Origin of the sequence: Kosakonia sp. AG348 (assembly GCF_003337365.1) — a bacterium.
Taxonomy (GTDB): domain Bacteria; phylum Pseudomonadota; class Gammaproteobacteria; order Enterobacterales; family Enterobacteriaceae; genus Kosakonia.
The window spans coordinates 52,792-76,746 of the sequence record NZ_QPJR01000008.1 but is presented as its reverse complement, the minus strand read 5'-3'; the positions used below and the strand labels follow the sequence as shown (position 1 = coordinate 76,746).

The 23,955-nt window shown below is 55.2% G+C and carries 24 protein-coding genes; 17 read left to right on the top strand and 7 right to left on the bottom strand.

The features are described from left to right. The first annotated feature begins 117 nt into the window (after positions 1-117). The 3 genes from waaA to coaD are packed head-to-tail and all read left to right on the top strand — an operon-like array spanning position 118 to position 2,645. On the top strand, positions 118-1,392 hold the full coding sequence (gene waaA, locus DFO56_RS18400; RefSeq protein ID WP_020455749.1) for a lipid IV(A) 3-deoxy-D-manno-octulosonic acid transferase: 1,275 nt from the start codon (positions 118-120) through the stop codon (positions 1,390-1,392). Continuing rightward, the gene (locus DFO56_RS18395; protein ID WP_045507496.1) at positions 1,392-2,162 is read left to right on the top strand and encodes a glycosyltransferase family 2 protein; all 771 of its coding nucleotides are present in this window, start codon (positions 1,392-1,394) and stop codon (positions 2,160-2,162) included. Before waaA ends, DFO56_RS18395 begins: the two co-directional genes overlap by 1 nt. 3 nt (positions 2,163-2,165) lie before the next feature. Next, positions 2,166-2,645, top strand: coding sequence for a pantetheine-phosphate adenylyltransferase (coaD, locus tag DFO56_RS18390; protein WP_020455751.1), 480 nt, complete (start codon positions 2,166-2,168; stop codon positions 2,643-2,645). Between the two features lie 12 nt (positions 2,646-2,657). Here coaD and mutM read toward each other — a convergent pair whose 3' ends face one another. The 4 genes from mutM to radC form a co-directional block, all read right to left on the bottom strand. Then, positions 2,658-3,467, bottom strand: a complete 810-nt coding sequence (gene mutM, locus DFO56_RS18385) for a bifunctional DNA-formamidopyrimidine glycosylase/DNA-(apurinic or apyrimidinic site) lyase (protein WP_045507493.1) — start codon at positions 3,465-3,467, stop codon at positions 2,658-2,660. A gap of 75 nt (positions 3,468-3,542) precedes the next feature. Then, positions 3,543-3,710, bottom strand: coding sequence for a 50S ribosomal protein L33 (gene rpmG / locus DFO56_RS18380; protein WP_003024094.1), 168 nt, complete (start codon positions 3,708-3,710; stop codon positions 3,543-3,545). A 20-nt stretch (positions 3,711-3,730) separates the two neighbouring features. Further along, positions 3,731-3,967, bottom strand: a complete 237-nt coding sequence (rpmB, locus tag DFO56_RS18375) for a 50S ribosomal protein L28 (protein ID WP_002436699.1) — start codon at positions 3,965-3,967, stop codon at positions 3,731-3,733. Between the two features lie 216 nt (positions 3,968-4,183). Next, on the bottom strand, positions 4,184-4,852 hold the full coding sequence (radC, locus tag DFO56_RS18370; protein WP_020455753.1) for a DNA repair protein RadC: 669 nt from the start codon (positions 4,850-4,852) through the stop codon (positions 4,184-4,186). A gap of 173 nt (positions 4,853-5,025) precedes the next feature. Here radC and coaBC point away from each other — a divergent pair, with 173 nt between their 5' ends. From coaBC to DFO56_RS18350, 4 genes are all read left to right on the top strand, one after another. Next, entirely contained in the window at positions 5,026-6,237 is a 1,212-nt protein-coding gene (coaBC, locus tag DFO56_RS18365; RefSeq protein WP_025263794.1) for a bifunctional phosphopantothenoylcysteine decarboxylase/phosphopantothenate--cysteine ligase CoaBC, read from the top strand. Beyond that, the gene (dut, locus tag DFO56_RS18360; protein ID WP_045507484.1) at positions 6,215-6,673 is read left to right on the top strand and encodes a dUTP diphosphatase; all 459 of its coding nucleotides are present in this window, start codon (positions 6,215-6,217) and stop codon (positions 6,671-6,673) included. Before coaBC ends, dut begins: the two co-directional genes overlap by 23 nt. Before the next feature lie 124 nt (positions 6,674-6,797). Continuing rightward, the gene (gene slmA, locus DFO56_RS18355; RefSeq protein WP_017458168.1) at positions 6,798-7,394 is read left to right on the top strand and encodes a nucleoid occlusion factor SlmA; all 597 of its coding nucleotides are present in this window, start codon (positions 6,798-6,800) and stop codon (positions 7,392-7,394) included. Positions 7,395-7,573: 179 nt separating this feature from the next. Continuing rightward, entirely contained in the window at positions 7,574-8,590 is a 1,017-nt protein-coding gene (locus tag DFO56_RS18350) for an SMP-30/gluconolactonase/LRE family protein (RefSeq protein WP_082071755.1), read from the top strand. Positions 8,591-8,623: 33 nt separating this feature from the next. Here the strand turns inward: DFO56_RS18350 and pyrE are convergent, their stop codons facing one another. Next, positions 8,624-9,265, bottom strand: a complete 642-nt coding sequence (gene pyrE, locus DFO56_RS18345; RefSeq protein ID WP_045507481.1) for an orotate phosphoribosyltransferase — start codon at positions 9,263-9,265, stop codon at positions 8,624-8,626. A gap of 182 nt (positions 9,266-9,447) precedes the next feature. Further along, complete coding sequence (gene rph / locus DFO56_RS18340; RefSeq protein WP_017458165.1) at positions 9,448-10,164, bottom strand: ribonuclease PH; 717 nt, start codon at positions 10,162-10,164, stop codon at positions 9,448-9,450. A gap of 122 nt (positions 10,165-10,286) precedes the next feature. Here rph and DFO56_RS18330 point away from each other — a divergent pair, with 122 nt between their 5' ends. The 3 genes from DFO56_RS18330 to DFO56_RS18320 all read left to right on the top strand — a co-directional run bounded on the left by DFO56_RS18330 (position 10,287) and on the right by DFO56_RS18320 (position 12,662). Further along, positions 10,287-11,150 (top strand): YicC/YloC family endoribonuclease, encoded by an 864-nt coding sequence (locus DFO56_RS18330; protein WP_020455758.1) that lies wholly within the window; start codon positions 10,287-10,289, stop codon positions 11,148-11,150. Between the two features lie 161 nt (positions 11,151-11,311). Continuing rightward, entirely contained in the window at positions 11,312-11,746 is a 435-nt protein-coding gene (tnpA, locus tag DFO56_RS18325; protein ID WP_007369221.1) for an IS200/IS605 family transposase, read from the top strand. A 298-nt stretch (positions 11,747-12,044) separates the two neighbouring features. After that, positions 12,045-12,662 carry a trimeric intracellular cation channel family protein gene (locus DFO56_RS18320; protein ID WP_045507478.1) on the top strand — a complete coding sequence of 206 codons (618 nt, stop codon included), beginning with the start codon at positions 12,045-12,047 and terminating at the stop codon, positions 12,660-12,662. On the opposite strand, the gene ligB is transcribed toward DFO56_RS18320, so the two are convergent. Beyond that, positions 12,656-14,335 (bottom strand): NAD-dependent DNA ligase LigB, encoded by a 1,680-nt coding sequence (gene ligB / locus DFO56_RS18315; protein ID WP_045507474.1) that lies wholly within the window; start codon positions 14,333-14,335, stop codon positions 12,656-12,658. The two genes, DFO56_RS18320 and ligB, sit on opposite strands and share 7 nt — an antisense overlap. A gap of 257 nt (positions 14,336-14,592) precedes the next feature. Between ligB and gmk the strand changes: the two genes are divergently transcribed. The 7 genes from gmk to DFO56_RS18280 all read left to right on the top strand — a co-directional run bounded on the left by gmk (position 14,593) and on the right by DFO56_RS18280 (position 23,829). Beyond that, positions 14,593-15,216 (top strand): guanylate kinase, encoded by a 624-nt coding sequence (gene gmk / locus DFO56_RS18310; RefSeq protein ID WP_020455761.1) that lies wholly within the window; start codon positions 14,593-14,595, stop codon positions 15,214-15,216. A gap of 54 nt (positions 15,217-15,270) precedes the next feature. After that, on the top strand, positions 15,271-15,546 hold the full coding sequence (rpoZ, locus tag DFO56_RS18305; protein WP_007369481.1) for a DNA-directed RNA polymerase subunit omega: 276 nt from the start codon (positions 15,271-15,273) through the stop codon (positions 15,544-15,546). An 18-nt stretch (positions 15,547-15,564) separates the two neighbouring features. Further along, complete coding sequence (gene spoT / locus DFO56_RS18300) at positions 15,565-17,682, top strand: bifunctional GTP diphosphokinase/guanosine-3',5'-bis pyrophosphate 3'-pyrophosphohydrolase (RefSeq protein ID WP_020455762.1); 2,118 nt, start codon at positions 15,565-15,567, stop codon at positions 17,680-17,682. A gap of 4 nt (positions 17,683-17,686) precedes the next feature. Continuing rightward, the gene (trmH, locus tag DFO56_RS18295) at positions 17,687-18,376 is read left to right on the top strand and encodes a tRNA (guanosine(18)-2'-O)-methyltransferase TrmH (protein WP_020455763.1); all 690 of its coding nucleotides are present in this window, start codon (positions 17,687-17,689) and stop codon (positions 18,374-18,376) included. Between the two features lie 3 nt (positions 18,377-18,379). Continuing rightward, a complete protein-coding gene (gene recG / locus DFO56_RS18290; protein ID WP_045507465.1) occupies positions 18,380-20,461 on the top strand; it encodes an ATP-dependent DNA helicase RecG in 2,082 nt (693 codons plus the stop codon). A gap of 124 nt (positions 20,462-20,585) precedes the next feature. After that, positions 20,586-21,971, top strand: a complete 1,386-nt coding sequence (locus tag DFO56_RS18285) for an NCS2 family protein (RefSeq protein WP_020455765.1) — start codon at positions 20,586-20,588, stop codon at positions 21,969-21,971. A 121-nt stretch (positions 21,972-22,092) separates the two neighbouring features. Further along, entirely contained in the window at positions 22,093-23,829 is a 1,737-nt protein-coding gene (locus tag DFO56_RS18280; protein WP_045507462.1) for an AsmA family protein, read from the top strand. The last annotated feature ends 126 nt before the right edge of the window (positions 23,830-23,955 follow it).

Below are 23,955 nucleotides of genomic sequence, written 5' to 3'. Positions count from 1 at the left end.
ATTTCCCTACTGGACGTTACACCCTCAAAAGAAGTGGCTGGCGCGCCAAAGGTATAGCTTTAGCCGCCCTAAATGCTTAGAATTTGCCCGCCGAATCTTAAAAAAACGGATAGTCGCTTGGAATTGTTGTATACCACCCTGCTTTACTTAATTCAGCCTCTGGTGTGGTTGCGATTATTACTTCGCAGCCGCAAAGCCCCCGCTTACCGCAAACGCTGGGCTGAACGCTATGGTTTTTGTCGTAACAAAGTGAAGCCGGACGGTATTCTGCTGCATTCCGTCTCCGTGGGAGAAACGCTGGCGGCGATCCCGCTGGTACGCGCACTGCGCCATCGCTACCCTTCGCTGCCCATCACTGTGACCACCATGACGCCAACCGGCTCGGAACGGGTGATGTCGGCGTTCGGCAAAGACGTACATCATGTTTATCTCCCTTACGATCTGCCCTGCGCCATGAACCGTTTTCTCAACAATGTTCGCCCAAAGCTGGTGATCGTGATGGAAACCGAACTGTGGCCGAACATGATTTCCGCGCTGAAAGCGCGCCAAATCCCCTTGGTTATCGCTAATGCACGGCTGTCAGAACGCTCGGCAAAAGGTTACGGCAAGTTGGGCAAATTTATGCGCCGCCTGCTGAGCAAAATCACCCTAATTGCCGCGCAAAACCAGGAAGATGCCGACCGTTTTCTGCAATTAGGCTTAAAGCGCAGCCAGTTGACCGTGACCGGCAGCCTGAAATTTGATATCTCCGTAACGCCAGAACTCGCTGCACGCGCAATAACGCTGCGCCGCCAGTGGGCACCACGCCGCCAGGTGTGGATTGCTACCAGCACGCACGACGGCGAAGAAGCGATTATTTTACAAGCGCACCGCAAGCTGCTGGAAACCTTCCCTGATTTACTGTTGATTCTGGTGCCCCGCCACCCGGAACGCTTCCCGGATGCGCGCAATTTGGCGCAGAAAGCCGGTTTCAGCTACACCTTGCGCAGCTCGGGCGAAATCCCGTCCAGCAGCACACAAGTAGTGATCGGCGACACGATGGGTGAACTGATGTTGCTGTATGGTATCGCCGATCTGGCGTTTGTCGGCGGCAGCCTGGTTGAACGCGGCGGCCACAACCCGCTGGAGCCCGCCGCGCACGCGATTCCCGTGCTGATGGGGCCACATACGTTTAATTTCAAAGATATCTGCGCACGTCTGCAGGAAGCGGAAGGGTTGATCACCGTCACCGATGCGGATTCGCTGGTGAAAGAGGTGTCGACCCTGCTGACGGATGAAGATTACCGTTTATGGTACGGCCGCCACGCGGTGGAAGTGCTGCACCAGAACCAGGGCGCGCTGGCGCGCCTGCTGCAACTTCTGCAACCGTATTTGCCTCAGCGGAGCCATTAATGTCCAAACGTTTGTCGGTGGTGATGATCGCCAAAAACGCGGCGGATCTGCTGCCCGATTGTCTGGCATCCGTTGCCTGGGCGGATGAAATTGTGCTGCTGGATTCCGGCAGCAGCGACGATACAGTGGGCATTGCCAGCCGCGCGGGCGCCAAAGTCTTCACCCATACTGACTGGTCGGGTTACGGCGTACAGCGCCAGCTGGCACAGCGCTACGCCAGCGGCGATTACATCCTGATGCTCGATACCGACGAGCGCGTCACTCCGGAACTCGCAGAGCACATTCGCGCGACACTCGCCGCACCGCAGCCGGGTGCCGTTTACAGCATTGCCCGCCGTAACTATTTCCTTGGCCGCTTTATGCGCCACAGTGGTTGGTATCCGGATCGCGTTACCCGCCTGTACGAGCGCGAGCGCTATCAGTACAACGGTAATCTGGTGCATGAATCGCTGGAAGCGCCGCAAGCGCCGGTCATTGCGCTCAGTGGTGATTTGCTGCATCTGACCTGCCGGGATTTCGCCAGCTTTCAGCGTAAACAGTTCAATTACGCCACGGCGTGGGCGCAGGAACGCCATCAGCGCGGTAAAAAAACGTCGCTACCGGGAATTTTCGCGCATACTTTGGGCGCCTTCGTCAAAACATTGTTACTGCGCGGCGGCGTGCTGGATGGCAAACAGGGCTGGCTGCTGGCAGTGGTTAATGCGCAGTATACTTTCAATAAATACACCGAGCTGTGGGCGCTGAACCACGGTTATTCAGAGAAAGAATAAGCGATGAGCACAAAAGCGATTTATCCCGGCACCTTTGACCCCATCACTAACGGGCATATTGATATTGTGACCCGCGCAGCCACGATGTTTGATGAGGTGGTGTTAGCGATTGCCGCCAGCCCAAGCAAAAAACCGCTGTTTGACCTGCCAGAGCGCGTGGCACTGGCGCAAGCAGCGACGGCACATCTGCCGAATGTTTCCGTGGTGGGGTTTAGCGATTTGATGGCCAATTTTGCCCGTGCCCAGCAGGCAAATATCCTTATTCGCGGTTTGCGGGCGGTAGCGGATTTCGAATATGAGATGCAGCTGGCCCATATGAACCGCCACCTGATGCCGGAGCTGGAAAGCGTCTTTCTTATGCCGTCGAAAGAGTGGTCGTTTATCTCGTCCACGCTGGTCAAAGAAGTGGCGCGCCATCAGGGCGATGTCACCCACTTTCTGCCGCCTGACGTTCACCAGGCGCTGTTAGAGAAGCTTAAGTAAGCTTTCTGGCTCTTATTTCTGGCAGCGTCGGCAGTAAAACGTTGAGCGCTGTGCATGCTTTGCGGCAACAATCGGCGTGCCGCAGACGCGACAAGGTTCCCCTTCCCGACCATATACCTGTAACTCCTGGGCGAAATAGCCCGGTTTACCGTCGCTTTGTAAAAAGTCTTTTAGCGTGGTTCCGCCCTGTTCGATAGAGCGCAGCAGCACCGCTTTGATCACCCGCACCAGAATTTCGCACTCCTGCGCCGAGAGTGACGAAGCCAGCCGATCGGGATGGATCCCGGCGGCAAACAGCGATTCGCTGGCGTAGATATTTCCCACGCCGACCACCAGCTTGTTATCCATGAGCCAGGGTTTAATGGCGGTTTTCTTCTTCGCGCATTTCTGCTGGAAATATTCAGCGTTGAAAGCGTCGCTGAGCGGCTCCGGGCCGAGATGCGCGAGCACATTGTGGCCTTCCAGCTCTTTCGTCCACAGCCACGCGCCAAAACGACGTGGATCGGTGTAGCGCAGCACTTTGCCATTGCTCATCACCAAATCGACGTGGTCGTGTTTTTCAGCAGGTAACTCATGGGGAAGAATACGCAGGCTACCGGACATGCCAAGGTGAATAATGATCCAGCCGTCGGGCAATTCGAGCAGCAAATATTTGGCGCGGCGCTGAACACTCAGTACCGGTTTGTCGCTCAGGCTGTGGATCTCTTCGGAAACCGGCCAGCGCAATCGCCCGTTGCGCACCACCGCATGAAGAATGGTTTCGCCAACAAGGTGCGGTTCAATACCTCTGCGGCTGGTTTCGACTTCGGGTAATTCAGGCATCTCGTCTCCGGTTTATGGGTGGTCAGAAATGCAAAAACCCCGACAGAGCGGGGTTTTTGTGCAAGAAAACTAAAATTATTTGATTTTAGCTTCTTTGTACAGCACGTGCTGACGGACAACTGGATCGAATTTTTTCAGTTCCAGTTTTTCCGGCTTAGTACGTTTGTTCTTCGTGGTGGTGTAGAAGTGACCAGTACCAGCGGAAGAAACCAGCTTGATTTTCTCACGAATACCTTTAGCCATGATTTATATCCTTTAAGTACTTAGTACTTTTCGCCACGGGCACGCAGTTCAGACAGAACTGTATCGATGCCTTTCTTATCGATTACACGCATACCTTTAGCAGATACACGCAGGGTGACAAAACGCTTTTCGCTCTCAACCCAGAAACGGTGAGAGTGCAGGTTCGGCAGGAAACGGCGTTTAGTCGCGTTCAGTGCGTGGGAACGGTTGTTACCGGTCACCGGACGCTTGCCAGTAACTTGGCAGACTCGGGACATGTCTATTCTCCAAAAATCAAATTAGCTCGAGCTTCGTATGGGGTATCGGCGCCTCGTCAGGCTTTACAGCCCGGTCATCGCAGTTCTATGTGAACTCTCGATTGCCAGGCCCAAATGCCAAACCCGAGATTCTCAAAGGTGGCGTAGTATACGCTGAGTCGGCGGTGTGCTCAAGTCCCGAACAGACAAAGATCCCGATGGATCGCGCAAAGTGGTCTAAATCCAGCCACGTTCGGCAAAAGAAACGTATTCACCGCGACCAATAACCAGATGATCGAGCACCCGGATGTCCATGAACTGGCAGCATTTTATTACCCGCTCAGTGATCTGCCTGTCCGCTTTGCTCGGCTCAGCGTTACCAGAGGGGTGATTATGCGCGAGGATCACGGCGGCCGCATTGACTTTTAACGCTTCACGCAAAATTTCTCGCGGATGCACCTCAACTTGGTTAATCGTGCCGGTAAAAAGCCGACAATGTTTAAGTATCCGGTTCTGGTTATCCATCAGGATCACCATAAAGATCTCGCGCTCTTCGCCCGCAAGCTGGCTTTGTAAAAACTCGCGCGTCATTTCCGGGCTCAGCAGTGAGCTCTCTTCCAGCAGGCGCGCATTATAATAGCGCCGCGCCAGTTCGCCGATACCCCGCAGTTGAGCGTATTTGGCAAGGCCAATGCCATGCACCTCTTTAAAATCATCAAGATCGGCGGAGAGCAGTGTATACAACGAACCAAACTGCTTGAGCATTTCACGCGCGACGGTGAGCACGCTTTTTCCCTGTGTTCCGGTGCGCAAAAAAAGCGCCAGGAGTTCCACGTCAGTCAGTGACTCAATACCGAACTTCATCATTTTTTCACGCGGTTTTTGAGGCGTAAAAACAATATCCATATTCATTTCTCCTTCGCTCCCGCCAATGCTGCCATAGCTGCCATCTCGCTTCGACCAGGGAGTCATATCTCTGCGTAGTGCCTCGCAAAGTGGTTTATGGGCAACAGCACGACAACACCAGGATTGTGATAAAATGCCCAGCTTCTGGTGAAATCCAACAGGAAAGAATCATGATCAGTCTGGCGGGTAAAAAGATTGTCCTCGGCGTGAGCGGCGGTATTGCGGCCTATAAAGCGCCCGAACTGGTGCGCCGTTTGCGCGATCGCGGAGCAGAAGTCCGTGTCGCAATGACCGAGGCGGCAAAAGCCTTTATTACGCCGATGAGCCTGCAGGCCGTTTCCGGTTATCCGGTGTCTGACAGCCTGCTTGATCCCGCCGCTGAAGCGGCAATGGGCCATATTGAGCTGGGCAAATGGGCTGATTTAGTGATTCTCGCCCCCGCCACCGCGGATTTGATCGCCCGCGTTGCTGCCGGTATGGCAAACGACCTGGTCTCCACGATTTGCCTTGCCACACCGTCGCCTGTCGCCGTTGTTCCCGCGATGAATCAGCAGATGTACCGCGCCGCCGCCACCCAGCATAATTTGCAGGTGCTGGCCTCGCGCGGGCTGTTGCTGTGGGGCCCGGACAGCGGTAGCCAGGCCTGTGGCGATGTTGGTCCAGGAAGAATGCTTGATCCGCTGACCATTGTGGATATGGCCGCCGCGCATTTCTCGCCGGTCAAAGATCTGCAACATCTGAACATCATGATTACCGCCGGTCCGACGCGTGAACCGCTAGATCCGGTGCGTTACATCACTAATCTCAGTTCCGGTAAGATGGGCTTCGCCATTGCCGCCGCTGCTGCAAGCCGCGGTGCGAATGTCACGCTGGTCTCCGGCCCTGTCTCGCTGGCAACGCCGCCGCTGGTACAACGTGTGGATGTGACTACGGCACTGGAAATGGAGGCTGCGGTCCAGAGCCGCGTTCAGCAGCAGAATATTTTTATCGGTTGCGCCGCCGTTGCGGATTATCGCGCCGCCAGCGTCGCGGAAGAAAAAATCAAAAAGCAAGGCGATGAAATCACGATAAAAATGGTGAAAAACCCGGATATCGTCGCTGGCGTTGCCGCACTTTCTGCTCACCGACCTTATGTTGTTGGGTTTGCTGCCGAAACAAATAATGTGGAAGAATATGCCCGGCAAAAACGCGCCCGCAAAAACCTGGATCTGATTTGCGCCAACGATGTTTCGCAATCGAATCAGGGATTTAACAGCGACAACAATGCATTACACCTTTTCTGGCAGGATGGCGACAAACGCTTGCCGCTGGAGCGCAAAGAACTTCTGGGACACCTATTACTGGACGAGATCGTTACCCGTTATGATGAAAAAAATCGACGTTAAGATTCTGGACCCGCGCGTTGGCAAGGAATTCCCGCTGCCGACATATGCCACCTCCGGTTCTGCCGGACTTGACCTGCGTGCCTGTCTCGATGACGCCGTAGAGCTGGCGCCTGGCGCAACGACGTTGCTGCCGACCGGTTTGGCAATCCATATTGCCGATCCAACACTGGCTGCGGTCATTCTGCCGCGTTCCGGTCTGGGCCATAAACATGGCGTCGTGCTGGGCAACCTGGTGGGGCTGATTGACTCGGATTACCAGGGGCAATTGATGGTTTCCGTCTGGAACCGCGGCCAGGACAGCTTTACCATCGTGCCGGGTGAACGCATCGCGCAAATGGTCTTTGTGCCGGTCGTTCAGGCAGAATTTAACCTGGTGGAATCCTTTGACGCGACCGAGCGCGGCGAAGGCGGCTTCGGCCATTCCGGGCGCCAATAAGCAGCCCTATTTAACGCATCACACGGCGAAATAACGCGATAACATCACCGCAAACGCACTCCGTTTGCGGCCGCCCTGTGGTTGCTCGCCTGACAAGTGCTTATTTTCAGGGGTATTTTGGAACATGGCAGAAAAACAAACCGCGAAAAGGAATCGTCGCGAGGAAATACTTCAATCTCTGGCGCTGATGCTGGAATCCAGCGATGGAAGCCAGCGTATTACGACGGCAAAACTGGCGGCGTCCGTTGGCGTTTCTGAAGCGGCGCTGTACCGCCACTTCCCCAGTAAAACGCGCATGTTCGACAGCCTGATTGAATTTATCGAAGATAGCCTGATTACCCGTATCAACCTGATTTTAAAAGACGAGAAAGACACAACCGCGCGTCTGCGTCTGATTGTGCTGCTGATTCTGGGCTTTGGTGAACGTAATCCGGGTTTGACACGCATTATGACCGGCCATGCGCTGATGTTCGAACAAGACCGCCTGCAAGGGCGCATTAGCCAGCTGTTCGAACGCATTGAAGCGCAGCTGCGCCAGGTACTGCGCGAACGCAAGATGCGCGAAGGCGAAGCCTACGCGACCGATGAAACGTTACTGGCAAGCCAGCTGCTGGCGTTTTGCGAAGGGATGCTGTCACGTTTTGTGCGCAGCGAGTTTAAATACAGCCCGACCGAAGATTTCGACGCCCGCTGGCCGCTGTTGGCCGCACAATTACAGTAATTCCTCATGCAGCCCTTGCGGCTGCATTCTCATTTCCCCGCACTCTGTGAAAAAGCCCAACGTAATTCGTTAAGATGCCAGATGTTGTGGCGTCGCGGATCCCCTACCCTCCCTCTGGCAGTATCTTTCCACTTAAGCGAAATATCCTCATAAAAACCCTACAAATAAGGAGACGCTTGATGGCAACATCACGTCGGGAACTGCTTAAACTCAGCGGTATCGCCACCGCATCACTGCTTCTAAGCCAAAAGAGTATCGCCTCATGGGCACCCTCAGCCCGCTACCCCGATCCCAGCATCGTCGCACTGGATGACAGCTTTCGCGACTATATGGTTTCCAGCGCCAAAGTAGAGCAGATCGCGACCGGATGCCGCTGGGCAGAAGGGCCCGTCTGGTTTGGCGATACCCGCATGCTGTTGTGGAGCGATATTCCCAACAACGCGGTCATGCGCTGGGATGAAGCCACCGGTACAACCAGTGTTTTTCGCCAGCCTTCCAATAACGCTAACGGCCACGCTCGCGACAGACAAGGGCGTCTAATCAGCTGTGAGCACGATACCCGCCGCATTACGCGCACAGAATACGACGGCACCATCACCGTGCTGGCAGACAGCTACGACGGCAAGCCGCTGAATTCACCGAATGATATTGCCGTGAAATCCGACGGTTCCATCTGGTTTACCGATCCGCCATTTGGTATTGCCGGTTTTTATGAAGGGCATAAAGCTACGCCGCAGTTGCCGCAAAACGTTTATCGCCTGGATCCTGAAACCCGCAAGCTGGAAGTGGTGCTGGGCGATGTTAAAGGGCCAAACGGCATCTGCTTCTCGCCGGATGAAAAAACGCTGTTTGTGGTGGAAAGCCGCGCGACGCCCAATCGCTTAATTCTGGCGTGGGATATCGAAGGTAATCAGCTTAAAAACCGGCGGGTACATATCGACTGCGGTAACGGCACGGCAGATGGCATCGCCATCGATGTACATGGCAACCTGTGGTGCGGGTGGGGAATGGGTACCGAGGAGCTGGACGGCGTGCGCGTGTTCAATGCGCAAGGCAAAGCGATTGGAATGATCCACCTGCCGGAGCGCTGCGCTAACTTGTGCTTTGGCGGCGAACAGCGCAATCGCCTGTTTATGGCTTCCAGCACCTCGGTCTATTCACTTTATGTAAACACTCAGGGCGCGAAGCTGGTGTAAAACGGACCCGGCAGTCGCCTGCCGGGAACACATTTAAACGCCGTACTGCTCGCGATAGGTGCGCACAGCGGCCAGATGATCGGCCATCTCCGGTTTCTCTTCGAGGTAGGCGATCAAGTCTTTGAGTGTGACAATCGAAATCACGTTACAGCCATAATCGCGTTCTACTTCCTGAATTGCCGAAATATCACCGCGACCACGCTCCTGACGATCCAGAGAGATCAGCACGCCGGCAAGCGTTGCGCCGTTAGCCTGGATAATTTCCATCGATTCGCGAATCGCCGTTCCGGCAGTGATCACGTCATCCACCAGCATGACACGCCCCTGCAACGCGCTGCCCACCAGATTGCCACCTTCACCGTGGGTTTTGGCTTCTTTACGGTTAAAGCAATAAGGCACATCACGCTCGTGGTGCTCCGCCAGCGCTACGGCCGTGGTGGTCGCGATAGGAATACCTTTGTAAGCCGGGCCAAACAGCAGATCAAAATCGATACCGGAATCCACCAGCGCTTCGGCGTAAAAACGCCCTAACAGAGCCAGATCGCGCCCGGTATTAAACAGCCCGGCGTTGAAGAAATAGGGGCTTTTGCGTCCGGATTTCAGCGTGAACTCGCCGAACTTCAGTACCTGCTTGTTAAGCGCAAATTCAATAAACTGACGCTGATACGCTTTCATGGATCCGCTCCTCATCTCACTTTTCATTATTTACAGATTACGCAACATACGTCGCGCGACCTCGCGCAAACCACGTAAATCATACCTGGTGAATAGCGCAGGCATGACTCGCGACAGCCGACAAAGAAGCCGCATGAAGTATAAAGCGCAAAAAAAGGGCGACTCATCAGTCGCCCTTAAAATTAATTCTCTAGCGCCGCCTTCTGCGTCGCGATAATCGATTCGATCCCCCCTCTGGCCAGCGCCAGCAGGGTGAGTAACTCTTCATGGGAGAAGGGCTCGCCTTCCGCCGTACCCTGAACTTCAATCATGCGACCATCTTCAGTCATCACCACGTTCATGTCGGTTTCGGCTGCGGAGTCTTCCACATATTCAAGATCACAAACGGCTTCGCCATTAACAATACCCACGGAAACCGCCGCCACCATACCTTTCATCGGATTGGTTTTCAGCTTACCGGCGGCAACCAGTTTGTTCAGCGCGTCCGCCAGCGCAACGCACGCGCCGGTAATTGACGCGGTACGCGTGCCGCCATCGGCCTGAATGACATCGCAGTCAAGCGTAATGGTGAATTCGCCCAGCGCGTTCAAATCAACCGCCGCACGCAGCGCGCGAGCGATAAGGCGCTGGATTTCCATGGTACGCCCGCCCTGCTTGCCTTTCGCGGCTTCACGCGCGTTACGGGTGTGAGTCGAGCGCGGCAACATGCCATATTCGGCGGTGATCCAGCCCTGGCCCTGACCTTTCAGAAAGCGCGGAACACCCTCTTCGATGGACGCGGTGCACAGCACTTTGGTATCACCAAATTCAACCAGCACGGAGCCTTCTGCGTGTTTTGTGTAATTACGGGTCAGGGTGACAGGGCGCACCTGGTTGGCGCTACGGCCTGCTGGACGCATGATAATTTCTCCGGCTTATCGAATGTGGCTGCGCATTATACTGGCTTACCAAGGTTATTCCTATCCTGATAAGGCCACGAAAGCTATAATCCCCGCATCTCTCTTTGAAAACGGGAACGTCTATGATCCGCAGTATGACCGCCTATGCCCGGCGTGAAATCAAGGGTGAATGGGGCTCTGCCTCCTGGGAACTGCGCTCGGTTAACCAGCGTTATCTGGAAACTTACTTCCGCCTGCCGGAGCAATTTCGCAGCCTCGAGCCGGTTGTCCGTGAACGTCTCCGTAGCCGTCTGACGCGCGGTAAAGTGGAGTGTAATCTCCGTTTTGAGCCTGATGCCAGTGCGCAGGGCGAACTGATCCTGAACGAAAAACTGGCTAAACAGCTGGTGAATGCGGCGAACTGGGTCAAAATGCAGAGCGACGAAGGGGAAATCAACCCGGTTGATATTCTGCGCTGGCCAGGCGTAATGGCTGCACAAGAGCAGGATCTGGACGCCATCGCCGCGCAGATCCTCGCCGCACTTGACGGCGCGCTGGATGATTTTATCGTCGCCCGTGAAACTGAAGGTCAGGCGCTGAAAGGGCTGATCGAACAGCGTCTGGAAGGCGTGAGCACCGAAGTCAGCAAAGTCCGCGCCCATATGCCGGAAATCCTGCAATGGCAACGCGAACGCCTGGTCGCCAAGCTGGAAGAGGCGCAGGTGCAGCTTGAGAATAACCGCCTTGAGCAAGAACTGGTGCTGATGGCACAGCGCATCGATGTCGCCGAAGAGCTGGATCGCCTTGAAGCGCATGTTAAAGAAACCTACAACATTCTGAAGAAAAAAGAAGCGGTGGGTCGCCGTCTCGACTTTATGATGCAGGAGTTCAACCGTGAGTCGAACACGCTGGCATCCAAGTCGATTAACGCAGAGGTAACTAACTCCGCTATTGAGCTTAAGGTCCTGATTGAGCAAATGCGCGAGCAGATCCAGAACATCGAGTAATCTCTGCTGCATGTTGAAAAGGCCCAGCAGGGCCTTTTTATTGTCACCCTTAAACCACCTCCTGGGGAGGTGGTGATTGATCCTGTAAGGCTATAGCCTGAAGAATGCCCATGCCGGAATATCTCCGCTTACTCACCACAAGTAAAAGGAGACAAACCGACATGGGGCTTTACAGGAGTTCATCACATGTATATTGGCGTTGCAAATATCACATAGTCTGGACGCCAAAGTACCGTTTCAGGATCCTGAAAGATAAGTTGGGCAAGGAACTTTACAGGACAATCTACATTCTCTGCGGAATAAAGGATTGTGAGGTTCTGGAGCTAAATGTTCAGCCAGATCATGTACATCTGGTCGTAATAGTCCCGCCGAAAATCTCGATATCAACTCTGATGGGGCATCTGAAAGGCCGCAGCGCAATCAGACTCTACAATCGTTTCCCACATATACGAAAAAAGCTATGGGGTAACCACTTTTGGTCACGTGGCTACTTTGTAGATACTGTCGGTGTGAACGAGGAAATTATCAGACGATATGTGAGGCATCAGGAGAAAACGGAGCAAATACATGAACAGCAAATGGAATTGCTAGAGTAGTAAGCGGAAAGTGACAATAGCCCCCCTTACAGGGGGCATTCTCAAAAGCCACCTTCTAAGAAGGTGGTCTTTTACTTATCACGCCGCCTGTAATTAACTTATGCTTAATTTTATTAAACGCTGCCATTTACCAGCAATTACAATCTCTATTTAAATAATAAAATCAATAATATAAAACAATTAAAATCATCCATATCGCATTAGTCAAACTTATCCAAAACAACGCACCTTAGAAAATCTCAATCGTCTGCCTGTATATAAATCGCTACCCTGCCGCTTCTGATTTACGGGAGCGGGCATGCTGTTACATATTCTCTATCTGATTGGCATCACGGCCGAGGCAATGACCGGCGCACTGGCGGCAGGCCGTCGCAGAATGGATACCTTTGGCGTGATAATTATCGCCACAGCAACGGCGCTGGGCGGCGGATCGGTACGCGATATCCTGCTTGGGCACTACCCGCTCGGCTGGGTAAAACACCCGGAATATGTCGTTATTGTTGCCGTCGCGGCAGTATTAACGACGATCTTCGCGCCGGTGATGCCGCATCTGCGCCGTCTGTTTCTGGTGCTTGATGCGCTTGGGCTGGTGGTATTTTCCATTATCGGTGCGCAGATTGCTCTCGACATGGGTGAAGGCCCGGTTATCGCCGTGATTGCCGCTGTGGTCACCGGCGTGTTCGGCGGTGTGTTGCGGGATATGTTTTGTAAGCGTATCCCGCTGGTCTTTCAGAAAGAGCTGTACGCCGGGATCGCCTTCGCCTCCGCCGTGCTCTATATCGTCCTTGGTCGTATGGTTCCCAGCCACGATATGGTGGTAATTGCAACGTTGTTGTTTGGCTTCATTACGCGATTACTGGCTATCCGCTGGAAGCTCGGCTTGCCCGTGTTCCACTACAAGCACAGCACTCACTGAAACGCCTTTACTCCTTGTTCACGCAACCAAACCGAAAGTTTTTCAATTTCGGGAGCATGCATAAAGGCAACAATCTGCCGGGCTTTTTCAGCACCTATTGCCGGAAAACGTTGCCACTCTTTTTCGTTACGCGTGCGCATTTGCTGCCACGTTGTGTCGCCAGTGACTTTCAGAGCAGGCTGCGGTAACGGTGTTCCAAGTGCAATAAGCCAGTGAATAAACGGCTTTTCTCGTACCAGCGAAAAGCGATGCCAGAGCTGTAAACCGCGTTCCGGCGAAATGCCGGGCGTCGACTGTAATTGCTCTTTTGTCAGCGCCAGCCATGAAAAGAGATGTTCAAAGTGATGCGCCTGGTTCAACCCCCGCCAGCCACTTTCGCCAACCCCTTCAATCCCCAGCGCTTTTGCCGAACTCAACCACACCAGGCGGGCAATGAATTGCTCCTGACATTCTGTAGAGGCATAAAAGCAGGTCAACGCGGTAAAACGTGGCGCTGGTGGGACAGGTTTATCGCGAACAAGTGAACGCCACGCCACACTGTCGATGCGCGGGATCCCTTGTCCGGCAAGGCTGACAGCGATTTGATCGCCAGGCGCAACATCCAGTTCTTGCCAGCGCCGAACAGAACCCAAATTGACCCGCTGGACGCGTTTGTCATCAAGTTGCACCGGTTCCAGCAGAGCCACCACGGAGATTTTACCGGTGCGTCCAATGGCAAACTGAATATCTTTTACGGTGGCAATTTCCTCGGGTGGTTCATATTTCCATGCCACCACCCAATTACCCTGCCCCGGTAGCCACGTATTTCCCGCCGGTTCGGTTCCCGAGCGCACCACCACGCCATCGGTGACAAAAGGCAATTCAGAGGTAAACCAACGGCTGCGCAGGTTTTCGACGTCTTCTACCGTGCTCACTGGCACGCTGTATTGCATTTCGTCACTAAACCCGGCTTTGCTGAGTTCAACCAGCTTTTGCGCCAGTGTTGCGGGGCCGTCTGGCCATGCCCAGACGAAAAACGCCAAATCATTGAGAATGGCGGACTCATCGCGTCGCATCATCGCACCGGCTACTTTTGCACGGGCGTTAAGCCCACCGGCCTGTTTCTGAATATGGTTTTCCGTGCGTAAAAACAGTTCACCCTGCAATACGCTGTTCGCCAGCGCACCACTCACCTTTTCAGGGATCGATGGGATAGCGCGTATTTTTGCCGTCCAGTCCTCACCAGCCAGACCATCGCCGCGACTGATTGCCTGCGTCAGTTCACCATTGCGATAGACTAATGTCACCGCGACGCCATCCACTTTTGGTTGCGCCCAAAGATCGGTTTTTCCTGCCATCCAGCGCTGCAGCGCTTGCTTACCCGCCAGTTTTTGTACCCCTGTGTGCGCGACAGGATGTTTCACACTGCCGCCGGGTAAGGCAGGTGTTGAATTGGCTGGTTCAAGCGCAAAACAGCGTTGCCACGCCGCCAGCCGCGCGCTGAGCTGGTCGTAAACCGTGTCACTCACCTCGCTTGCTCCCTGCTTCCAGTAGTGCTCATTCCACCGGGCAAGCTGTTGTTGAAGACGGTTAACCTCGTCTTGCGCTCTTGATGGTGACCAGACAGGGCAAACCGCCGGGCTGGACAGGCTCCATAGCAACAGACACACCGCGAATCCGGTTCTTTTCCACATTGTCCCTTCTCCTTGTGATAGCGCCGCTGTTATAGCGTGGCCTACGCAGTACTGACGACATGGAAAGAGAGAGATTGCGAGGAGGGTTCCGGCAATTCACTGTTGCTGTGAAAATTTGCAAATAAAACAGGAAAGCAGGCCGCAAAATGTCAAACTCAGCGGGAAAAAGTGTGACAAAGGCTACGTCACATAGCGGCGATGTGTATAATAGGCACGTATGTAAGTTTCCTTTCGCAATTCACATACAAAAGACTCTCATGGCTCAAGGCACGCTCTATATTGTTTCCGCCCCTAGCGGCGCGGGTAAATCAAGCCTCATTCAGGCTTTGCTAAAAACCCAACCGTTATACGATACGCAGGTTTCTGTTTCGCACACCACGCGCGCTCCGCGTCCGGGTGAAGTGCACGGTGAACACTATTTCTTTGTTAATCATGATGAATTTAAATCCATGATTGGCGAGGATGCGTTTCTTGAGCATGCCGAAGTCTTCGGTAACTATTACGGCACCTCGCGCGCAGCCATTGAGCAAGTGCTGGCAACCGGCGTAGATGTGTTTCTTGATATCGACTGGCAGGGTGCGCAGCAAATTCGCGCCCGAATGCCGCAGGCGCGCAGCATCTTTATTCTGCCGCCGTCGAAGCTGGAGCTCGATCGCCGCTTGCGCGGGCGCGGCCAGGATAGCGAAGAGGTCATTGCGAAACGTATGGCGCAGGCAGTTGCGGAAATGAGCCATTACGCGGAATATGATTATCTGATTGTGAATGATGATTTCGATACCGCGTTGGGCGATCTGAAAACCATTATTCGCGCCGAACGTCTGCGCATGAGCCGCCAAAAGCAGCGACATGACGCTTTAATCAGCAAACTATTGGCAGACTGAGCCTGGTTTCAGTATCATGCCCAGTCATTTCTTCACCTGTGGAGCATTTTAAGTATGGCACGCGTAACTGTTCAGGACGCTGTAGAGAAAGTTGGTAACCGTTTTGACCTGGTGCTGGTCGCCGCGCGTCGCGCTCGTCAGATGCAGGTTGGCGGTAAAGATCCGTTAGTCCCGGAAGAAAACGATAAAACCACCGTTATCGCGCTGCGCGAAATCGAAGAAGGTCTGATCAACAATCAGATCCTCGACGTCCGTGAGCGCCAGGAACAGCAAGAGCAGGAAGCCGCAGAACTGCAGGCCGTAACCGCCATTGCTGAAGGTCGTCGTTAATTAACCTGCAGGTCACCCTTGTATCTGTTTGAAAGCCTGAATCAACTGATTCAACACTATCTGCCTGAAGATCAAATCAAACGTCTCAGGCAGGCGTATCTCGTTGCACGTGACGCTCACGAGGGCCAGACACGTTCAAGCGGTGAACCTTATATCACGCACCCGGTAGCGGTTGCCTGCATTCTGGCCGAGATGAAACTCGACCACGAAACGCTAATGGCTGCACTATTGCACGACGTGATTGAAGATACCCCAGCCACCTACCAGGATATGGAACAGCTGTTTGGCAAAAGCGTTGCCGAGCTGGTGGAAGGGGTGTCGAAGCTTGATAAGCTCAAGTTTCAGGATAAGAAAGAAGCGCAGGCCGAAAACTTTCGCAAAATGATTATGGCGATGGTGCAGGATATCCGCGTCATTCTTATCAAGCTCGCCGACCGCACCCACAATATGCGCACGCTGGGCTCTCTTCGCCCGGACAAACGTCGTCGCATCGCCCGTGAAACCCTCGAAATCTATAGCCCGCTGGCGCACCGTTTAGGTATTCATCACATCAAAACCGAGCTTGAAGAGCTGGGCTTTGAAGCGCTATACCCGAACCGCTATCGCGTGATCAAAGAAGTGGTCAAAGCAGCGCGCGGCAACCGCAAAGAGATGATTCAAAAAATCCTCTCGGAAATCGAAGGGCGTTTACAGGAAGCGGGCATTCCCTGCCGCGTTAGCGGTCGCGAAAAGCACCTGTACTCTATTTACTGCAAAATGGTGCTGAAAGAGCAGCGTTTCCACTCGATTATGGATATCTACGCCTTTCGCGTAATTGTTCACGATCTGGATACCTGTTATCGCGTTCTGGGCCAGATGCACAGCTTATACAAGCCACGCCCTGGTCGCGTGAAAGACTATATCGCCATCCCCAAGGCGAACGGCTATCAATCTCTGCATACCTCAATGATTGGCCCGCACGGCGTACCGGTCGAGGTGCAAATCCGTACCGAAGATATGGATCAGATGGCAGAGATGGGGGTTGCCGCGCACTGGGCATATAAAGAGCATGGCGAAAGCAGTACCACCGCACAAATCCGCGCTCAGCGCTGGATGCAAAGCCTGCTGGAGCTGCAGCAGAGCGCCGGTAGTTCGTTTGAATTTATCGAGAGCGTTAAATCTGATCTCTTCCCCGATGAGATTTATGTTTTCACTCCGGAAGGCCGCATTGTCGAGCTGCCCGCAGGCGCCACACCGGTGGATTTCGCCTACGCGGTACACACGGATATCGGCCATGCCTGCGTTGGCGCGCGCGTCGACCGCCAGCCGTATCCGCTGTCGCAGTCGCTTTCCAGCGGCCAGACGGTAGAAATTATCACCGCACCGGGCGCGCGCCCGAATGCCGCATGGCTGAACTTTGTCGTCAGCTCGAAAGCACGCGCCAAAATCCGCCAGATGTTGAAAAACCTCAAGCGTGACGACTCGGTGAGCCTCGGCCGCCGTCTGCTGAATCACGCGCTGGGCGGAAGCCGTAAACTGGCCGAAATCCCGCAGGAACATGTGCAGCGCGAACTGGATCGCATGAAGCTCGCGTCGCTCGACGATTTGCTGGCAGAAATTGGTCTTGGCAACGCCATGAGCGTTGTTGTTGCCAAAAACCTGCAGCAAGGGGAAGCCGTACAGAGCACGCCAACACCGACTGGCGCAAACGGCGGTCATCTGCCGATTAAAGGCGCAGACGGCGTGCTGATCACCTTTGCCAAATGCTGTCGCCCCATTCCTGGCGACCCGATTGTCGCGCACGTCAGCCCCGGCAAAGGGCTGGTTATTCACCATGAGTCCTGCCGCAACATTCGTGGCTACCAGAAAGAGCCAGAGAAATTCATGGCTGTCGAGTGGGATAAAGAGACCGCGCAGGAATTTATCACCGAGATCAAGGTGGATATGTTCAACCATCAGGGCGCGCTGGCGAATCTGACAGCAGCGATTAATACGGCCTCTTCGAACATTCAAAGCCTGAATACCGAAGAAAAAGATGGCCGCGTCTACAGCGCGTTTATCCGTCTGACGGCGCGCGATCGCGTCCATCTGGCGAATATCATGCGCAAAATCCGCGTGATGCCGGATGTGATTAAAGTCACCCGCAACCGAAACTAACTTTATGAATTCTCAGCGTTATGCGCGTATTCGCGAGATGCTCGCCAGGCGTCAGCCGGACCTGACGGTCTGCATGGAGCAGGTTCACAAACCTCATAACGTCTCCGCCATTATCCGTACTGCGGACGCCGTCGGCGTGCATGAAGTTCACGCCGTCTGGCCGGGCAACCGTATGCGCACCATGGCCTCCTCTGCTGCGGGCAGCAACAGTTGGGTTGAAGTGAAAACCCACCGTACCATTGGCGATGCTGTCGGCGTGCTGAAAGCGCGCGGCATGCAGATCCTCGCGACCCACTTATCTGATAACGCCGTTGATTTCCGCGAGATCGATTACACCCGCCCGACCTGCATTCTGATGGGCCAGGAGAAAACCGGGATCACTCAGGAAGCGCTGGATCTGGCGGATCGGGACATTATCATCCCGATGATCGGCATGGTGCAGTCGCTGAATGTTTCCGTGGCGTCTGCCTTGATCCTTTACGAAGCACAGCGCCAGCGGCAAAACGCCGGTATGTATGAGCGTGAAAACAGCATGTTGCCGGATGAAGTTCAGCAACGCCTGCTGTTTGAGGGGGGCTACCCGGTGCTGGCGAGAGTCGCGAAACGCAAGGGCCTGCCTTACCCCCACGTAAATACGGAAGGCCAAATCGAAGCCGACCCGACGTGGTGGGCAACCATGCAGGCGGCGGGATAACCGATGAAAGGTAAGCTGCTCGATGCGGTGCCATTAAGTTCGCTGACCGGTGTCGGCGCGGCGCAGAGCAGCAAGCTGGCGAAAATCGGCCTGCATACCGTTCAGGATCTTCTGCTTCACCTCCCGCTGCGCTACGAAGATCGCACCCAGCTTTATCCGATTACAGACCTGCTGCCGGGCGTTTACGCCACGGTGGAGGGCGAGGTGCTGAACTGTAATATCACCTTCGGCGGTCGCCGGATGATGACCTGCCAGATTAGCGACGGCACGGGCATTCTCACCATGCGCTTTTTCAACTTCAACGCGGCGATGAAAAACAGCCTCGCCACTGGTCGCCGTGTGCTGGCCTATGGCGAAGCGAAACGCGGGAAGTATGGCGCGGAAATGATCCATCCCGAATACCGTGTACAGGGCGATCTCAGCACCCCGGAATTGCAGGAAACCCTGACGCCGGTTTACCCCACCACCGAAGGTATCAAACAAGCGACACTGCGCAAGCTCACCGACCAGGCGCTGGAACTACTGGCGACGTGCGCCATCAGCGAACTGCTGCCGCCGGAGCTGGCGCAAGGCATGATGAGCCTGCCAGAGGCGCTGCATACGCTGCATCGCCCGCCGCCGTCACTGCAATTAAGCGATCTGGAAAGCGGGCAGCACCCGGCGCAGCGCCGTTTGATCCTTGAAGAATTACTGGCGCACAACCTCAGTATGCTGGCGTTGCGTGCCGGCGCGCAGCGTTATCATGCGCAACCACTCAGCGCCAAAGATGAACTGAAAAACCGCCTGCTGGCGTCGCTACCGTTTAAACCAACCGGCGCACAAGCGCGCGTGGTCGCGGAGATCGAGCGCGATATGACGCTGGATATGCCGATGATGCGCCTGGTGCAGGGCGATGTGGGCTCCGGTAAAACGCTGGTTGCCGCGCTGGCAGCGCTGCGGGCGATAGCCAATGGCAAACAAGTGGCGATGATGGCACCCACCGAACTGCTGGCAGAGCAGCACGCTAACAATTTCCGTAACTGGTTTGCGCCGCTCGGCGTGGAAGTGGGCTGGCTGGCGGGCAAGCAAAAAGGCAAAGCGCGCCAGGCACAGCAAGAGGCAATTGCCAGCGGTCAGGTGCAAATGGTGGTGGGCACCCATGCCATTTTCCAGGAACAGGTGCAGTTTAACGGTCTTGCGCTGGTAATTATCGACGAACAACACCGCTTTGGCGTTCATCAGCGGCTGGCGCTGTGGGAAAAAGGCCAGCAGCAGGGTTTTCACCCGCACCAGTTGATCATGACGGCAACACCGATCCCACGCACGCTGGCGATGACCGCCTACGCCGATCTCGACACCTCGGTGATCGACGAACTGCCGCCGGGCCGTACGCCGGTCACTACCGTCGCTATCCCCGATACGCGCCGCAACGAGATTATCGATCGCGTACGCAGCGCCTGTACCGGCGAAGGCCGCCAGGCCTACTGGGTTTGTACATTGATCGAAGAGTCCGACCTGCTGGAAGCACAGGCGGCGGAGGCGACCTGGGAAGAGCTGAAACTGGCTTTGCCGGAGCTGAATGTTGGCCTGGTACATGGCCGCATGAAACCGGCAGAAAAACAGGCGGTAATGCAGGCATTCAAACAGGGCGAGCTGCATTTGCTGGTCGCTACTACGGTGATTGAAGTGGGCGTGGATGTGCCAAATTCCAGCCTGATGATTATCGAAAACCCGGAGCGGCTCGGACTTGCGCAACTCCACCAGCTACGTGGCCGCGTTGGGCGTGGTGCGGTGGCCTCCCACTGCGTACTGCTCTACAAATCCCCATTATCAAAAACCGCGCAAAAACGCCTGCAAGTGCTGCGCGACAGTAACGATGGCTTTGTGATTGCGCAAAAAGATCTGGAAATTCGCGGTCCCGGCGAACTGCTTGGTACCCGCCAGACCGGCAACGCGGAATTTAAAGTTGCCGACCTGCTGCGCGATCAGGCGATGATCCCGGAAGTACAGCGCGTAGCCCGCCATATTCATGAGCGTTATCCGCAGCTTGCCGAAGCGCTGATCGACCGCTGGATGCCGGAAACAGAACGCTACTCCAACGCCTGAGTTTTAGAACCTTATCCCGCAAAACGAACACCCCTTAGAAAAGTATGTTTTTAGCATAGCAACCGTTTGCTTTTACCAAACAGTCCGATAAAATCAGCGCTTTTCCATCAGGGGATTGCTTGAGATGTCCGTAAACACCATCGAGTCAGAAAGTGCGCAACCGGTTGCGCAGACTCAACCCAGCGAACTGATCTACCGCCTTGAAGATCGCCCGCCGCTGCCGCAGACCCTGTTTGCCGCGCTCCAGCACCTGCTGGCGATGTTTGTTGGCGTTATCACGCCCGCGCTGCTTATCTGCCAGGCGTTGGGTTTACCGGCTCAGGACACTCAGCACATTATCAGCATGTCGCTGTTCGCCTCTGGCGTCGCCTCTATTATCCAGATCAAAGCCTGGGGACCTGTTGGCTCCGGGTTGCTCTCGATTCAGGGCACCAGCTTTAACTTTGTTGCGCCACTGATCATGGGTGGTACCGCGCTGAAAACCGGCGGTGCGGATGTGCCCACGATGATGGCTGCGCTGTTCGGCACCCTGATGCTGGCCAGCTGCACCGAAATGGTCGTCTCCCGCATCCTGCCGTTTGCGCGTCGCATTATTACCCCGCTGGTTTCCGGCGTGGTGGTCATGATTATCGGCCTGTCGCTGATTCAGGTGGGTCTGACATCCGTAGGCGGCGGTTTTGCCGCGATGAGCAACCACACCTTTGGCGCGCCGAAAAACCTGCTGCTGGCAGGCGTGGTGCTGGGACTGATTATTCTGCTTAACCGTCAGCGCAACCCCTATTTACGTATCGCGTCGCTGGTGATCGCCATGGCCGTTGGCTATGTGCTGGCGATGTTTATGGGCATGCTGCCGGCATATAGCGCACCGGCAACGTCCTTTATGGTGCCGACGCCGCTTTACTACGGTCTGAGCATTGACTGGACCCTGCTGCTGCCGCTAATGCTGGTATTTATGATCACCTCGCTTGAAACCATCGGTGATATCACCGCCACTTCTGACGTTTCCGAGCAGCCCGTCGCTGGCCCGCTGTATATGAAACGCCTGAAAGGCGGCGTGCTGGCAAACGGTCTCAACTCGTTTGTTTCCGCTGTTTTCAACACTTTTCCGAACTCCTGCTTCGGCCAGAACAATGGCGTTATTCAGCTGACCGGTGTTGCCAGCCGCTATATCGGTTTCTTCATTGCGGTGATGCTGATGGTGCTCGGCCTGTTCCCGGCGGTCAGCGCTTTTGTACAGCAACTGCCTGAGCCGGTACTGGGCGGTGCAACGCTGGTGATGTTCGGTACGATTGCCGCATCCGGTGTGCGCATTGTTTCCCGCGAGCCGTTGAACCGCCGCGCGATCCTGATTATCGCGCTGTCGCTGGCCGTTGGCCTTGGCGTTTCTCAGCAGCCGCAAATCCTGCAATTTGCCCCGGACTGGCTGAAAAACCTGCTCTCTTCTGGTATCGCCGCAGGCGGGATCACCGCGATTGTACTGAATCTGATTTTTCCACCAGAGAAAAACTGATAAACCCGGCGGCAACGGGGCGAAAACCGTTGCCGCCGTAACGCCCTTTCATCATTCCGCCCTTGAGCATTGCGCATAAATCGTGCATAACTGCCAGACTGGCAACTGGGGATGGAAGATCATGAAATTTCTTGGAAAGCTGCTCCTTGTCGTTGTTATCGCCCTGCTTGTGGCGGTCATCGCCTGCTATTTCCTGCTGCAAACCCGCTGGGGCGCAACGCAGGTCAGCAAGTGGGTAAACGACAACAGTGACTATCACCTCACTTTCGAAGCAATGGATCACCGCTTCTCCTCCCCTTCCCATGTGTTGCTGAAAGGCGTGAATTTTGGCCGTAAAGGCAAACCGGCTACGCTGGTCGCCAAAACGGTGGATATCGGGCTGAGCAGCCGACAAATTACCGACCCTCTGCATGTCGATACCATTTTGTTGCAGGACGGCACGCTGAACCTCTCCCCGGCGGCCGCACCGCTGCCGTTCCAGGCCGACCGTCTGCAATTAAACAATATGGCATTTAACAGCCCGACCACCGGCTGGGATCTCAGCGCCCAGCGTGTCACCGGCGGTGTTGCGCCGTGGCACCCCGTCGCGGGAAGTGTACTGGGCAGCAAAGCGCAAATTCAGATGAGCGCCGGTTCGCTGACGTTAAACGGCGTTCCCGCCAGTAATGTGCTCATTCAGGGCAGTATCGACAAAGATGTCGTCACGCTGACCACCATTGGTGCGGATATGGCGCGTGGCTCTCTGACCGGGGATGCGCAACGCGCCGCCGATGGCAGCTGGGTGGTGAATAATTTGCGGCTGAATGATATCCGCCTGCAAAGCGACAAGTCGTTGCTCGATTTCTTTACTCCCTTGACGACATTGCCGTCGCTGCAAATTGGCCGCGTTGAAGTGACCGATGCCCGTTTGCAAGGGCCTGGCTGGGCGGTCACCGATCTCGATTTGAGTTTGCGCAACCTGACGCTGATGAATGGCGACTGGAAAAGCGAGGACGGCAGGCTGTCGATGAACGCCAGCGAGTTTATTTACGGCTCGCTGCACCTGTTCGACCCGATCCTCAATGCCAACTTCTCACCGCAGGGCATTGCGCTGCAACAGTTCACCTCGCGCTGGGAAAACGGCATGGTGCGCACATCCGGCAACTGGTATCGCGCAGGTCACGCGCTGGTGCTGGACGACACCGCCTTTGCCGGGCTGGAATATACGCTGCCGGAAAACTGGAAGCAGCTATGGATGGATGATTTGCCCGCGTGGCTGAACACCGTGACGCTGAAAAAATTCAGCGCCAGCCGCAATCTGGTGATTGATATCGATCCGGCTTTCCCGTGGCAGATAACGGCGCTGGATGGTTACGGCGATAACCTGCAACTGGTGCGCGAGCGCAAATGGGGCGTATGGGGCGGAACGGCGAAGCTGAACGCCGCTGCCGCAACGTTTAATCGCGTTGACGTGCGCCGCCCGTCGCTGGCGCTGAACGCCAACAGCAATGTCGTCACCATCAGCGAGCTAAGCGCCTTTACCGGGCAAGGGTTGCTGGAAGCCAAAGCGGTGGTTGCGCAAACGCCGGATCGTAGCGTGAACCTCAACCTGAACGGTCGCGGCGTGCCGGTGAATGTATTGCAGGAGTGGGGCTGGCCGGCGCTGCCCATCAGCGGCGACGGTAATCTCCAGCTCACCGCCAGCGGCAGTGTGCGCGCCGATGCGCCGCTTAAACCGTCGGTGAACGCCGAACTTTCTGCCATTAACGTGCAGAAACAGCAAGTCAAACAGAGCATGCATGGCGGTGTGGTATCCGGCGGCGTTGTTGCGCCTCCGGCGGAATCCACACCGACCCCCGCTCCTCAGCCCGCTCCTTAAATACCCCATATTTCCCTCTGCCGCGCGGGAGAGGGGTTATGCAAAGCACACACTCATCACTTAGCGCGTTGCGGTTTGCTCACCGCAACGTTTCTCTGCTGAGCCCTCCGGGCTTCCTGCCCATCC

Bases quoted from the DNA above. Each gene is read 5' to 3' on its own strand.
- gmk (WP_020455761.1), top strand. From the start codon at position 14,593: ATGGCTCAAGGCACGCTCTATATTGTTTCCGCCCCTAGCGGCGCGGGT.
- DFO56_RS18280 (WP_045507462.1), top strand. From the start codon at position 22,093: ATGAAATTTCTTGGAAAGCTGCTCCTTGTCGTTGTTATCGCCCTGCTT.
- pyrE (WP_045507481.1), bottom strand. From the start codon at position 9,265: ATGAAAGCGTATCAGCGTCAGTTTATTGAATTTGCGCTTAACAAGCAG.
- mutM (WP_045507493.1), bottom strand. From the start codon at position 3,467: ATGCCTGAATTACCCGAAGTCGAAACCAGCCGCAGAGGTATTGAACCG.
- rpmG (WP_003024094.1), bottom strand. From the start codon at position 3,710: ATGGCTAAAGGTATTCGTGAGAAAATCAAGCTGGTTTCTTCCGCTGGT.
- dut (WP_045507484.1), top strand. From the start codon at position 6,215: ATGATGAAAAAAATCGACGTTAAGATTCTGGACCCGCGCGTTGGCAAG.
- tnpA (WP_007369221.1), top strand. From the start codon at position 11,312: ATGGGGCTTTACAGGAGTTCATCACATGTATATTGGCGTTGCAAATAT.
- rph (WP_017458165.1), bottom strand. From the start codon at position 10,164: ATGCGTCCAGCAGGCCGTAGCGCCAACCAGGTGCGCCCTGTCACCCTG.
- coaD (WP_020455751.1), top strand. From the start codon at position 2,166: ATGAGCACAAAAGCGATTTATCCCGGCACCTTTGACCCCATCACTAAC.
- DFO56_RS18320 (WP_045507478.1), top strand. From the start codon at position 12,045: ATGCTGTTACATATTCTCTATCTGATTGGCATCACGGCCGAGGCAATG.
- DFO56_RS18330 (WP_020455758.1), top strand. From the start codon at position 10,287: ATGATCCGCAGTATGACCGCCTATGCCCGGCGTGAAATCAAGGGTGAA.
- rpmB (WP_002436699.1), bottom strand. From the start codon at position 3,967: ATGTCCCGAGTCTGCCAAGTTACTGGCAAGCGTCCGGTGACCGGTAAC.
- DFO56_RS18285 (WP_020455765.1), top strand. From the start codon at position 20,586: ATGTCCGTAAACACCATCGAGTCAGAAAGTGCGCAACCGGTTGCGCAG.
- rpoZ (WP_007369481.1), top strand. From the start codon at position 15,271: ATGGCACGCGTAACTGTTCAGGACGCTGTAGAGAAAGTTGGTAACCGT.
- recG (WP_045507465.1), top strand. From the start codon at position 18,380: ATGAAAGGTAAGCTGCTCGATGCGGTGCCATTAAGTTCGCTGACCGGT.
- DFO56_RS18350 (WP_082071755.1), top strand. From the start codon at position 7,574: ATGGCAACATCACGTCGGGAACTGCTTAAACTCAGCGGTATCGCCACC.
- radC (WP_020455753.1), bottom strand. From the start codon at position 4,852: ATGGATATTGTTTTTACGCCTCAAAAACCGCGTGAAAAAATGATGAAG.
- DFO56_RS18395 (WP_045507496.1), top strand. From the start codon at position 1,392: ATGTCCAAACGTTTGTCGGTGGTGATGATCGCCAAAAACGCGGCGGAT.
- slmA (WP_017458168.1), top strand. From the start codon at position 6,798: ATGGCAGAAAAACAAACCGCGAAAAGGAATCGTCGCGAGGAAATACTT.
- ligB (WP_045507474.1), bottom strand. From the start codon at position 14,335: ATGTGGAAAAGAACCGGATTCGCGGTGTGTCTGTTGCTATGGAGCCTG.
- trmH (WP_020455763.1), top strand. From the start codon at position 17,687: ATGAATTCTCAGCGTTATGCGCGTATTCGCGAGATGCTCGCCAGGCGT.